Here is an 11,422-nt window from a genome sequence, read left to right as displayed (position 1 = left end):
CCTTCCTGCTACAGTTTATTACGCTTCGTCGCCGAACCAGCAAATATTACGGGCAGCCATAATCAGCTCACCGGCTTTTTCGTCGGTCAACCCTTCGATATCAGCCAGATCATCAATGCCCTGTTCAGCGAGATCTTCCAGCGTACAAACACCACGGGCAGCCAGTTTGAAGGCCATATCACGATCTAATCCTTCCAGATTCAGCAGATCGTCAGCCGGTTTGTTATCACCGAGGCTTTCTTCCTGGGCCAGTGCCAGAGTGGTCAGTGCGTTTTTAGCACGCTCGCGCAGCGCTTCAACGGTTGCTTCATCAAGACCGTCAATTGCCAGAAGCTCTTTCATTGGCACATAGGCCAACTCTTCCAGCGTAGCAAAACCTTCTTCTACCAGAACAGTCGCGAAATCTTCATCGATATCGAGATATTTGGTGAAGGTGTCAATGGCGGCATGCGCTTCAGCCTGATGCTTAGCCTGCAGGTCATCAACGGTCATGACGTTGAGTTCCCAACCGCTCAGTTGTGACGCCAGGCGGACGTTCTGACCATTACGTCCAATCGCCTGAGCCAGGTTACCGGCTTCAACCGCGATATCCATGGTGTGTTTGTCTTCGTCAACCACAATAGATGCCACATCAGCCGGAGCCATCGCGTTGATCACGAACTGTGCCGGGTTATCATCCCACAGGACGATATCGATACGTTCGCCGCCCAGCTCGGTAGAAACCGCCTGAACACGCGCACCGCGCATACCCACGCAAGCACCAACCGGATCGATACGCTTATCGTTGGTTTTCACCGCGATTTTTGCACGAGAACCCGGATCGCGAGCCGCCGCTTTAATTTCAATCACTTCTTCGCCAATTTCTGGCACTTCGATGCGGAACAGTTCAATCAGCATTTCCGGCTTGGAACGCGTCACAAACAGTTGCGCGCCGCGCGCTTCCGGGCGAACGGAGTACAGAACACCACGAATACGGTCACCCGGACGGAAGTTTTCACGCGGCAGCATGTCTTCACGCAGGATCACGGCTTCAGCATTGCTGCCGAGGTCCAGAGCAATATTGTCGCGGTTAACTTTCTTCACCACACCGGTGACGATCTCACCTTCGTGCTCGCGGAATTGATCAACAACCATCGCACGTTCAGCTTCACGTACTTTCTGTACGATAACCTGTTTCGCAGTCTGGGTGGTGATACGGTCAAAGGTGACTGATTCAATCTGATCTTCAACGTACTCACCCACGTTCAGACTTTCGTCTTCGTAACGTGCAGCTTCCAGAGTGATTTCTTTGGTTGGCTGAGTGACTTCTTCCACAATTACCCAACGGCGGAAAGTGTCGAAATCACCGCTTTTACGATCGATCTCTACGCGAACGTCGATCTCTTGTTCGTATTTTTTCTTTGTTGCTGTAGCCAGCGCACTTTCCAGCGCTTCAAAAATTTTCTCGCGTGGCAGCGATTTTTCATTGGATACGGCTTCAACAACAGCCAAAATTTCTTTGTTCATCGCGGGCTTTTCACCTCAATCCAGACTGTTAAAAGTGGGGAACCAGGTTCGCCTTCTGGATATTACTCAGCGCGAACACTTCATCTTTACCGTCGACTGTGACAGTGATCATCTCACCATCCACCGCTTTGATAACGCCCTGCCATTTACGGCGATTTTGTACCGCCATACGAAGAACCAGCGTGACTTCTTCACCCAGGAAACGCACGTAGTGTTCAGCCGTGAACATAGGACGGTCGAGACCCGGTGAGGAGACTTCCAGGTTATAAGCAACGGTAATGGGATCTTCAACGTCCATCACGGCGCTAACCTGGTGGCTCACATCAGCACAATCATCAACATTGATGCCATCTTCACTATCAATATAGATGCGCAGTGTGGATGTGCGACCACGAATAAATTCGATGCCGACCAGCTCGTACCCCAAGGCTTCAACTGGTGCTTTAATCATCTCTGTTAATTTTTGCTCTAATGTGGACAAGCCCACCCCCAAGACATAAAAAAAGGGCCTAAAGCCCAGTTATTCTGTAATCAGATAACAAAAAACCCCGATAAATCGGGGCTTTAGATAACTGAACCCTATAACCGCACCTGCGGTTCGGAGAACCTTCCGAAAGAATTTTTTTTCAAATCCAGCTACGAAGGCCTAAGTCTTCACAGTATATTTGAAAAAGAACTCTAAGGGAAAGTGGTTGCGGGGGCCGGATTTGAACCGACGACCTTCGGGTTATGAGCCCGACGAGCTACCAGGCTGCTCCACCCCGCGCCTGAAACGTGGCAAATTTTACTCGCTTTGGGTAAAAAATGCAAATACTGCTGGGATTTGGTACCGAGGACGGGACGTAAAATCTGCGCACAGTATATTGATTATCTATGCCTTATGTCAACCTTGTTACTAGTATGCAAATGAATGAATGCCGACCTACGCAAATTTAGCGAGGTACAGCAAAGATAAATCTGCCTTCACTGCCGTTATTTAACGAAATTATCACTAAACTCTTCCTGTCACCGCTAAAAGGTGATTAAATGAAAACTCATTTATTTTGCATAAAAATGCACTTAACATAAAAAACCGACCTCTTCACCAGTCTATCAAGCAGGGTTTTATTTTATGACGACGATTCTCAAGCATCTCCCGGTAGGTCAACGTATTGGTATCGCTTTTTCCGGCGGCCTGGACACCAGCGCTGCACTGCTGTGGATGCGACAAAAAGGGGCTGTCCCATATGCATATACTGCGAATTTGGGCCAGCCGGATGAGGATGACTATGACGCCATCCCTCGCCGTGCAATGGAATATGGTGCTGAGAACGCTCGCCTGGTTGATTGCCGCAAGCAACTGGTTGCCGAAGGGATCGCAGCGATTCAATGTGGTGCGTTCCATAACACCACCGGCGGACTGACCTACTTCAATACCACGCCGCTGGGCCGTGCAGTGACCGGCACTATGTTGGTAGCCGCCATGAAAGAAGACGGCGTCAATATCTGGGGGGACGGCAGCACCTATAAAGGTAACGATATCGAGCGTTTCTATCGTTACGGTTTGCTGACCAACGCCGAACTACAGATTTACAAACCGTGGCTGGACACGGACTTCATCGACGAACTCGGCGGTCGCCACGAGATGTCTGAATTTATGATCGCCTGCGGCTTTGACTACAAAATGTCTGTCGAAAAAGCGTATTCCACCGACTCCAATATGCTCGGGGCAACGCACGAAGCAAAAGATCTGGAATTCCTCAACTCCAGCCTCAAGATTGTGAACCCGATTATGGGCGTCAAGTTCTGGGATGAGAGCGTGAAGATCCCGGCGGAAGAAGTGACCGTCCGTTTTGAGCAGGGCCATCCGGTTGCGCTGAACGGCAAGACCTTCAGCGATGATGTTGAGATGATGATGGAAGCCAACCGCATTGGCGGTCGTCATGGCTTGGGTATGAGCGATCAGATTGAAAACCGTATTATCGAGGCGAAAAGCCGTGGCATTTACGAAGCCCCGGGGATGGCACTGCTGCACATCGCCTACGAGCGTCTACTGACCGGTATTCACAACGAAGACACCATCGAGCAGTATCACGCTCATGGCCGTCAACTGGGTCGTCTGCTGTATCAGGGCCGCTGGTTCGACTCTCAGGCACTGATGCTGCGTGATGGCCTGCAACGCTGGGTGGCGAGCCAGATTACCGGCGAAGTGACGCTGGAGCTGCGTCGCGGGAACGACTATTCCATTATGAATACCGTCTCCGACAACCTGACCTACAAGCCAGAACGGCTGACCATGGAGAAAGGTGATTCCGTCTTCTCACCGGACGACCGTATCGGTCAGTTGACCATGCGTAACCTGGATATTACCGATACCCGTGAGAAGCTGTTCGGCTACGCGCAGTCTGGTCTGCTGACCGCCTCTTCCGCAACCGGTCTGCCGCAGGTAGAGAATCTGGAAAACAAAGCGAAGTAATCGCCAACAGAAATGACAAAAGCCGCGCAAGCGGCTTTTTTATACGCGGTGACCCGTCCTGAATTGATACAAACCTATCATCGCTCTTCTTTCACATGCCAGAGGTCTACGATAAAAATGTCATTATTTTTGACTTCATAATGGATCTCGTAGCCGTCGAACAAAATCTTTCGAACCTCTCAAGGTTCGTATCGCGATTGCTGTATGCCAATTGCAGGATGTGCACTCAGCCCTGCGCACCCGACTATCAGGCGGTCTAAAACATCATCGGCATGTCGTCGGCTGTACTGAAGGGCAAAACGATAGATACGCTCCAGATCATCCTGAGCTTTATGCGTCCAGTAAATATTCATCTATCAGACTTTCTTTAAGCGATCAGCGAAGTCCATCATATCTGAATGATTCACCACACGCCCCGCGTCTACGTCGGCAAGACCCGCCAGTACGCTTTGATGTCTCCGCTCTCTTTCGGCCAGCATGGAAAGCAACGCTTCTTTTATGATCCAGCTTTTTGAACGATCCAACTCTATAGCCAAATTCTCAACAGCAAGTGCCAGTTCAACAGGGATCTGAGCGCTGATAGTTTGTTTAGTAGAAGGGCCCACAGGAATCACCTCGCTTAATAACACTTAATAACTCCTATTAATATTAGCAGAATGGCAATGAATAAAACATCTCATCAAACCAGCACTTCCGCTGAGTTTGTCGGGTGCATTATGCGATGGATTCAGAAAGAAGAAAGATTAAGAAGAGAAATCAGGAAGGCTGCTCGCAAGATTTCGTCGCAGTTATAGAGCACGCCGGAAGCCAGGGAAGCCAGGGAAGCCAGCAATTATGCAGATTGCAGATACAAAAATGGACGCCAGTTGGCGTCCATTTTTTAGAATATTGGTACTGAGGATGGGACTCGAACCCACAAGCCCGTTAGGGCACTACCACCTCAAGGTAGCGTGTCTACCAATTCCACCACCTCAGCACAGATACTACTATTAGCGCGGGATATCGCTGGTCGGCTGAGCCGGAGCAGCTGGCTGAGTTTGCTCGGTTTTCGCCGGTGCACTCAGATTTTCCCACTCACTTCCTTTATTGGTCTTATTACTGTTCATGTTACCCAGCACCAGACTGATAATGAAGAACAAGGTTCCCAATACAGCTGTCATTCGGGTCATGAAGTTACCAGAACCACTTGAACCAAACAGTGTACCAGAAGCGCCTGCGCCAAAAGAGGCTCCCATATCAGCGCCTTTGCCTTGCTGCAGCATGATCAAGCCCACAAGGCCAATTGCCACAATAAGGAAAACTACTAAAAGAGCTTCGTGCATAATCAACCTGTTCCTTGCGGAGTTGCCGCGTACCAATGCTTCGACCATTAAAGCGGGAATGTTTTACTGTTTCCCACTGAAGCGGGTGTGAATACTAACCAAAGCGAATAACCTTCGCAAGGGCAATTTAAGTGTATTGTATCAACTGAAGAAAAAATCGCCACATCAATCAAAAACGCAGCAATTTATCCCAGCATCGCTGCATAACGGGTCGCTGATCGTCAAGGTTTGCCCAAACAACAACCGGGATTTCACCAATCAGATCTGAATTGTCAGGCCAACAGTGGATAATCTCATGATTCACTAATTCTTCTGCCACCATCGACTCGGGCAACCATGCCATTCCCATATGACGCAGCACCATTTCCCGGATCGTTTCACTTAACCCACTCTCAAAGACCTTTTTCAGCCGTGGGTGAACATGTTGCTCTAGCGGATCAATAATGCGTCTGACAAAGGTATAGTCGCTATAGCAAAGCCAGGGGATCGGGGCATCAGAAGAATCCAGTTTATCTGCCAGTTGGGCTGAAATAACCGGAATGAACCGTTCATATCGCCACAATGAGCGTTTTAGCCCCCCGGCGATCTCCAGTCCTGGCTGCGAAGACGGTAAATCGTAGGTCACCAGAAAATCAATGTTCCGGTTTATCAGCGCATTAAAGTGATTATCAATCCCCTGGATACTGGCATTTACCGTAAAGCTTAATTGCGGTTCGCTTTGGCGTAGGTAATTAATCATATCAGGCAGGATATTCACCGACAGCGTGTGCAGACTGACCATCACCAGCGTGTTCTCCGTAGTCGGCATCATGGCAGCCAGCTCATGACGCGCCTCCGTCAGCGTATTGAGAACATGTCGGGCATAGGGTTCAAACCGTTCACCGTAGCGCGTCAGCGTAACGGGAGTCGTGGTGCGGTCAAATAGCGGAACGCCTAGCATCTCCTCCAGCGCTTTAATACGCCGGCTTAGCGCAGGCTGAGTAATATGCCGCTGTATTGCCGCCTGGGAGTAATTCCCATGTTGGCTTAAGGCCAGGAAATCGTCTAACCACTTACTATCCACGTCTCATTCTCCACCATTCCATATCCGTATCCTCCGATAACAAATCGGAAATAGTCACAGTTATAGTAATGGCTTTAGTGTGGACCGCATAACAACAATATTCTGTTTCACCTGCCGAGTCTCCCTCCCCTTGACGTTTGACAGGACTGATATGTTTACTTTACTGACCAATGCCCGTGTATTTTCCCCGGAGGATTTAGGCCTCTGCTCCCTGCTCATACATGCCGATCGTATTGTGGCGGTAGACAACGATATTTCACGCTTCGATGGCGTCAACGAGGTCATCGATTGCCGGGGTAAATGGGTTATCCCGGGTATTATCGACCAGCATGTCCATCTTACCGGCGGTGGCGGCGAGGCAGGATTTGCCAGCCGGACCCCTGCCGTAAAACTGCGCGATCTGATTCAGGCTGGCATTACCACGGTCGTCGGCGTGCTGGGTACCGATGCTATCTCTCGCTCGCCCAAAGACCTGTACGCCAAAATGCAGTCGCTGAATCTGGAGGGCGTCCGCGCGTTTATGCATACAGGGGCTTATGCAGTGCCCAGCCCGACGATTACGCAATCTATTCGCGATGACATAGCCTTTATCCCGGCCATTCTCGGCGTTAAAATCGCCCTCGCCGACCACCGTGGTTCATATCCCTCTTTCCAGGAGTTGTTGAGAATAGTCAGCGATATCCGCGTGGCCTCGCTGCTGGCAGGGAAAAAAGGGCTGCTGCATGTACACCTGGGCAACCTGCCAGAAGGGATGTCGCAGATTTTCGCGCTTTGCGACGCCGGTATTCCGATTCATCATATTTCTCCAACTCATGTGGCAAGAACCGAAGCCCTGTTCAACCAGGCTATCGATTTCGCTCATCGCGGCGGTCATATTGACGTGACGTCTGGAGGTAGCCGTTTCATGCCTCAGGAAGAGGCTATTCTCCACGCGCTGGAAGCTCAGGTCCCAGCCGATCGCATCACGATAAGCTCTGATGGCAATGGCAGCGTGCCGCGCTTTAACGCCCAGGGTATCGTTGAAGGTTTAAGCGCGGCACCTGTCGCTGGCAACCTTAATCTGCTTCCTCGCCTGATTGATGTCGGTATTCCGGTATCTCAAGCCATCGCTATGTTGACGGCAAACGTTGCGCGCTCATTGGGTATTTCCGGCGGCACGCTCTGCGCTGGGGAACGCGCCGATATCTGCGTACTCAATGATGACCTGTCGCTTTCCCATCTGTTCGCTGCGGGTAAGCCGTTACTGCGTGATGGTGAGTGCCTGGTCAACGGCAATTTTGAGTGAGGATGAGAAAATGTCATTACTACTGGCGCTAACCGCCATTATCTTTGCCGGGCGTTTGATCCTGAAAAAGTATCACCCTCAGTCTGTGCTGCTACTGACCGGGATTGCACTCCTGCTCATCGCCCATTTTAGCGGGATGACCACGCTCAGTAGCCTGGTGAAGAAAAGCACCGGATTTGGCCCCTTTGATGCGTTTGAGTTTATCCGCGATACCCTGAGCGTGCGCCTTGGTGGTCTTGGACTGCAAATTATGCTGATAGGCGGCTTTGCTACCTATATGTCAGCCATTGGCGCAAGCCAGGTGCTGGTGCGGGTGACTTCGCGTCCATTACAGCGTCTGAACTCCCCTTATCTCCTGCTGGGGCTGGCATTGCTGCTGGGGCAATTTCTGTCGCTGTTTATCAGCAGCGCCACGGGATTGGGCTTGTTGCTGATGGCAACGCTTTATCCCCTGCTCACTCGCCTGGGCTGCAGCCGCGCTGCCGTCGCCGCCGTTATCGCCAGTACCTGCGCGGTTGAGTTTGGGCCCGGCTCCGGTAACTCGGTGCTTGCCGCCAAAACGGCGGGTATCGAGGTGGTGAACTACTTTGTTCAGGATCAGTTGCCCATCGTCGTGCCGGTCATTCTCTTCATTGCCCTGCTCCATATTGTCGTACAACGCTTTTTCGATCGCCGGGAAAGTGGTGATAATGAACCCCAACAGATGCAGACGTTAACGGCCGGCGAAGAAACCAACGCCCCGGTCGCCTGGCTGTTTCTGCCGATGCTACCGTTGGTATTGATGCTGCTATGCAGTGATTTACTGTTTAGCTCGCTCAAAATTACGCTGGATACCGCCGTTCTGATAAGTCTTGCCATTACTCTGGTTTTTGAGTATTGCCGCCATCGCAAGGCGCGCGACGTCATGGCTGGCGTGCAAAAAGTGTTCGACAGCATGGGCAGCGTGTTTGCCACCGTCGTGACGCTGATTATCGCCGGTGAAGTTTTTTCTGCCGGGTTGAAAGCGATCGGCGCGGTCGACGCGCTGCTGTCGCTGTCCGGTGAATTTGGTCTCAGCGCCGCCTCGATAATCCTGCTGATGACGCTTATCACCTTTGCGATTTCCGCGCTGATGGGGTCAGGGAATGCCGCGTTCTTCTCCTTCGCCCCGATGGTACCGGACATCAGCCGTCATATCGGTAGCGATATCGCCGTGATGATGCTGCCTATTCAGATATCGGCGGGTATTGGTCGGACATTATCGCCCATTGCTGGCGTGATCATTGCCATTGCCGGGATCGCAGGCGTATCGCCGGTAGACATTGTCAAACGTACCGCGATTCCGATGCTGGGAGGGTGGTTGCTGATGATTGCGCTGACGTTTGCACGTTCAGGACATTTGCTGGCGGTTCTGCCCTGGTTGGCAGGTCTTGTGCTGATAATGGCCGGGGCCTATTTCTGGCAGCATCGACGCAAACAGGCACTTTCAGTAGGATAAAAAAAAGCCGGAGTCTCAGGCTCCGGCATTCATGTTTTCAGGCTTAAACGGCTTTCACCGCATCCGCAATACGGTGAGCGAGTTCAGTGACCTGCGCTTCATCTTCACCTTCAACCATCACACGGATTAACGGCTCGGTGCCTGACTTACGCAGCAGAACGCGACCGCGGTTACCCAACGTCGCTTCGACCTCTGCCATCACCGCTTTTACGTTTTCATGTTCCAGCGGATCGCTGCTACCTGCGGTATAACGTACATTAACCAGCAACTGCGGGAACATTTTCATACCGCTGCACAGGTCATGCAAACTCATATGGTTACGTACCATTGCCGCCAGCACCTGCAGACCCGCCACGATACCGTCACCGGTGGTGGTTTTATCCAGCAGGATCACGTGCCCTGAGTTTTCAGCACCGATGCGCCAGCCTTTCTCCTGCATTTTTTCCAGCACGTAGCGGTCACCGACTTTCGCACGGGCAAATGGAATACCAAGCTGTTTTAGCGCCAGCTCCAGACCCATGTTGCTCATCAACGTACCTACCGCGCCACCGCGCAGCTGTCCCTGACGTAGCGCTTCACGGGCGATGATGTACATGATCTGATCGCCATCAACCTTGTTACCTTCGTGGTCAACCATGATCACGCGGTCGCCATCGCCGTCCAGCGCAATACCCAGATCGGCTTTTTCCGCAATCACGCGCGCCTGCAGGGCACGAACATCAGTGGCACCGACTTCTTCATTGATGTTAACGCCATTGGGCTCACAGCCGATCGCAACCACGTTTGCACCCAGCTCACGCAGGACATTTGGTGCAATGTGATACGTCGCACCGTTCGCGCAATCCACCACGATTTTTAGTTCGTTCAGGCTCAGCTCGTTCGGGAACGTGCCTTTGCAAAACTCGATATAGCGACCGGCAGCATCAACAATACGTGTGGCTTTACCCAGTTCAGCGGAGTCCACACAGGTGAGCGGCTTTTCCATCTCAGCTTCAATGGCTTCTTCAACGGAGTCAGGGAGTTTAGTTCCGTCGATGGAGAAGAATTTAATCCCGTTGTCATAAAACGGGTTATGCGAGGCGGAGATGACAATCCCGGCTTCAGCACGGAAAGCGCGCGTCAGGTACGCAACTGCGGGAGTTGGCATTGGACCGGTGAAAGAGGCAGACAGACCCGCTGCGGCCAGACCGGCTTCCAGCGCGGACTCCAGCATATAGCCAGAAATACGTGTATCTTTGCCGATAATAATTTTACGTGAACCATGACGTGCCAGCACTTTTCCGGCAGCCCAACCCAGCTTGAGCACAAAGTCAGGCGTAATTGGGGCGTCGCCTACGCGACCACGGATCCCGTCAGTGCCAAAATATTTACGATTACTCATAGCGTTTATTTTCCTTTGCAGACAATGTGGCTTCCACCACACGCATCGCTTCTACGGTTTCTTTGACGTCATGGACACGAATAATCTGCGCACCCTGCATGGCGGCAATCACCGCACATGCAAGACTACCGCTCAGGCGTTCAGATGGCCCCACGTTCAGTAACTGACCAATCATTGATTTTCGTGACATCCCAACCAGCAGCGGCAGATTAAAATGATGAAACTCCGCCAGGCGTGCCAGTAATGTGTAGTTATGGGTGAGATTTTTACCGAAACCGAACCCCGGGTCGAGCAACAATTTATCTTTTGCGATCCCAGCCTGTTCACAACGTGCAATTTGCTCAACAAAGTAGCGATTTACCTCAGCAAAAACATCCTCGTACTTTGGCGCTTCCTGCATGGTCTTCGGCTGCCCCTGCATATGCATCAGGCAAACGGGTAATCCGGTTTCCGCCGCAGCTTCCAGTGCACCTGGCTCTGTCAGGGAGCGAATATCATTAATAATATGCGCGCCGACTCGGGCACATTCACGAATCACTTCCGGTTTTGAGGTATCCACCGAGATCCACACTTCAAAGCGTTGGGCAATGGCCTCAACTACCGGGATCACGCGTTCCAGCTCTTCTTCCACGCTAACATCTGCCGCCCCCGGCCGCGTGGACTCTCCACCCACATCAATGATAGTCGCCCCGGCGTTAATCATCAGATTTGCGTGTTTCACCGCCTCAACCAGGGTGTTGTGCGCACCGCCATCAGAAAAAGAATCCGGCGTAACGTTTAAAATTCCCATGACGTGGGGATGGCTGAGATCCAGCGAAGAACCCTGAGCAAAGAGTTTCATAGTGTTATCCCTGGTAAAATCTTTAATGAACAGATAAGAAAAACCCCGGAGCAAGCCCCAGGGTTTTCAATTAAAACACGGTCATCAGCAAC

The 11,422-nt window shown here is 51.6% G+C and carries 10 protein-coding genes, 2 tRNA genes and 1 pseudogene; 3 read left to right on the top strand and 10 right to left on the bottom strand.

Annotated features, from left to right (window positions below):
* Positions 1-18: 18 nt before the first annotated feature.
* The 3 genes from nusA to JQ822_RS08170 form a co-directional block, all read right to left on the bottom strand.
* Positions 19-1,506, bottom strand: a complete 1,488-nt coding sequence (gene nusA, locus JQ822_RS08180) for a transcription termination factor NusA (RefSeq protein WP_096755531.1) — start codon at positions 1,504-1,506, stop codon at positions 19-21.
* 28 nt (positions 1,507-1,534) lie between these two features.
* On the bottom strand, positions 1,535-1,987 hold the full coding sequence (gene rimP / locus JQ822_RS08175) for a ribosome maturation factor RimP (protein WP_135911333.1): 453 nt from the start codon (positions 1,985-1,987) through the stop codon (positions 1,535-1,537).
* A gap of 208 nt (positions 1,988-2,195) precedes the next feature.
* Positions 2,196-2,272: transfer RNA gene (locus tag JQ822_RS08170), tRNA-Met, on the bottom strand.
* A 345-nt stretch (positions 2,273-2,617) separates the two neighbouring features.
* On the opposite strand from JQ822_RS08170, the gene argG reads away from it, so the two are divergent.
* Complete coding sequence (gene argG, locus JQ822_RS08165) at positions 2,618-3,961, top strand: argininosuccinate synthase (protein WP_135324180.1); 1,344 nt, start codon at positions 2,618-2,620, stop codon at positions 3,959-3,961.
* A gap of 77 nt (positions 3,962-4,038) precedes the next feature.
* On the opposite strand, the pseudogene JQ822_RS24560 reads toward argG, so the two are convergent.
* The 5 genes and pseudogenes from JQ822_RS24560 to JQ822_RS08140 form a co-directional block, all read right to left on the bottom strand.
* A pseudogene (locus JQ822_RS24560) lies at positions 4,039-4,314 on the bottom strand (type II toxin-antitoxin system RelE/ParE family toxin).
* 3 nt (positions 4,315-4,317) lie between these two features.
* Positions 4,318-4,566: a CopG family ribbon-helix-helix protein gene (locus JQ822_RS08155; protein ID WP_213133534.1), complete on the bottom strand. Its 249-nt coding sequence runs from the start codon at positions 4,564-4,566 to the stop codon at positions 4,318-4,320.
* A 284-nt stretch (positions 4,567-4,850) separates the two neighbouring features.
* Positions 4,851-4,937 (bottom strand) — tRNA-Leu (locus tag JQ822_RS08150).
* 13 nt (positions 4,938-4,950) lie between these two features.
* A complete protein-coding gene (gene secG / locus JQ822_RS08145) occupies positions 4,951-5,283 on the bottom strand; it encodes a preprotein translocase subunit SecG (RefSeq protein ID WP_003025000.1) in 333 nt (110 codons plus the stop codon).
* 169 nt (positions 5,284-5,452) lie between these two features.
* On the bottom strand, positions 5,453-6,346 hold the full coding sequence (locus tag JQ822_RS08140) for a LysR family transcriptional regulator (protein ID WP_213133055.1): 894 nt from the start codon (positions 6,344-6,346) through the stop codon (positions 5,453-5,455).
* Positions 6,347-6,497: 151 nt separating this feature from the next.
* On the opposite strand from JQ822_RS08140, the gene iadA reads away from it, so the two are divergent.
* Both iadA and dcuC read left to right on the top strand, forming a co-directional pair.
* The gene (iadA, locus tag JQ822_RS08135; protein WP_213133054.1) at positions 6,498-7,631 is read left to right on the top strand and encodes a beta-aspartyl-peptidase; all 1,134 of its coding nucleotides are present in this window, start codon (positions 6,498-6,500) and stop codon (positions 7,629-7,631) included.
* A 10-nt stretch (positions 7,632-7,641) separates the two neighbouring features.
* Positions 7,642-9,108 carry a C4-dicarboxylate transporter DcuC gene (dcuC, locus tag JQ822_RS08130; protein ID WP_213133053.1) on the top strand — a complete coding sequence of 489 codons (1,467 nt, stop codon included), beginning with the start codon at positions 7,642-7,644 and terminating at the stop codon, positions 9,106-9,108.
* A gap of 43 nt (positions 9,109-9,151) precedes the next feature.
* Here dcuC and glmM read toward each other — a convergent pair whose 3' ends face one another.
* Positions 9,152-10,489, bottom strand: a complete 1,338-nt coding sequence (gene glmM, locus JQ822_RS08125; RefSeq protein WP_213133052.1) for a phosphoglucosamine mutase — start codon at positions 10,487-10,489, stop codon at positions 9,152-9,154.
* Positions 10,482-11,330: a dihydropteroate synthase gene (gene folP, locus JQ822_RS08120; RefSeq protein ID WP_213133051.1), complete on the bottom strand. Its 849-nt coding sequence runs from the start codon at positions 11,328-11,330 to the stop codon at positions 10,482-10,484. The genes glmM and folP overlap by 8 nt, the downstream gene beginning before the upstream one ends.
* Positions 11,331-11,422 lie beyond the last annotated feature (92 nt).

The organism is Citrobacter sp. FP75 (genome assembly GCF_018342065.1).
In the GTDB taxonomy this organism is placed as follows: Bacteria; Pseudomonadota; Gammaproteobacteria; order Enterobacterales; family Enterobacteriaceae; genus Citrobacter.
The sequence above is the reverse complement of the archived record's forward strand: the minus strand, read 5'-3'. Positions and strand labels throughout refer to the sequence as shown.

Excerpts from the sequence above, each read along its gene's own strand:
- nusA (WP_096755531.1), bottom strand. The coding sequence starts at position 1,506 with ATGAACAAAGAAATTTTGGCTGTTGTTGAAGCCGTATCCAATGAAAAA.
- argG (WP_135324180.1), top strand. The coding sequence starts at position 2,618 with ATGACGACGATTCTCAAGCATCTCCCGGTAGGTCAACGTATTGGTATC.
- secG (WP_003025000.1), bottom strand. The coding sequence starts at position 5,283 with ATGCACGAAGCTCTTTTAGTAGTTTTCCTTATTGTGGCAATTGGCCTT.
- iadA (WP_213133054.1), top strand. The coding sequence starts at position 6,498 with ATGTTTACTTTACTGACCAATGCCCGTGTATTTTCCCCGGAGGATTTA.
- dcuC (WP_213133053.1), top strand. The coding sequence starts at position 7,642 with ATGTCATTACTACTGGCGCTAACCGCCATTATCTTTGCCGGGCGTTTG.
- glmM (WP_213133052.1), bottom strand. The coding sequence starts at position 10,489 with ATGAGTAATCGTAAATATTTTGGCACTGACGGGATCCGTGGTCGCGTA.
- folP (WP_213133051.1), bottom strand. The coding sequence starts at position 11,330 with ATGAAACTCTTTGCTCAGGGTTCTTCGCTGGATCTCAGCCATCCCCAC.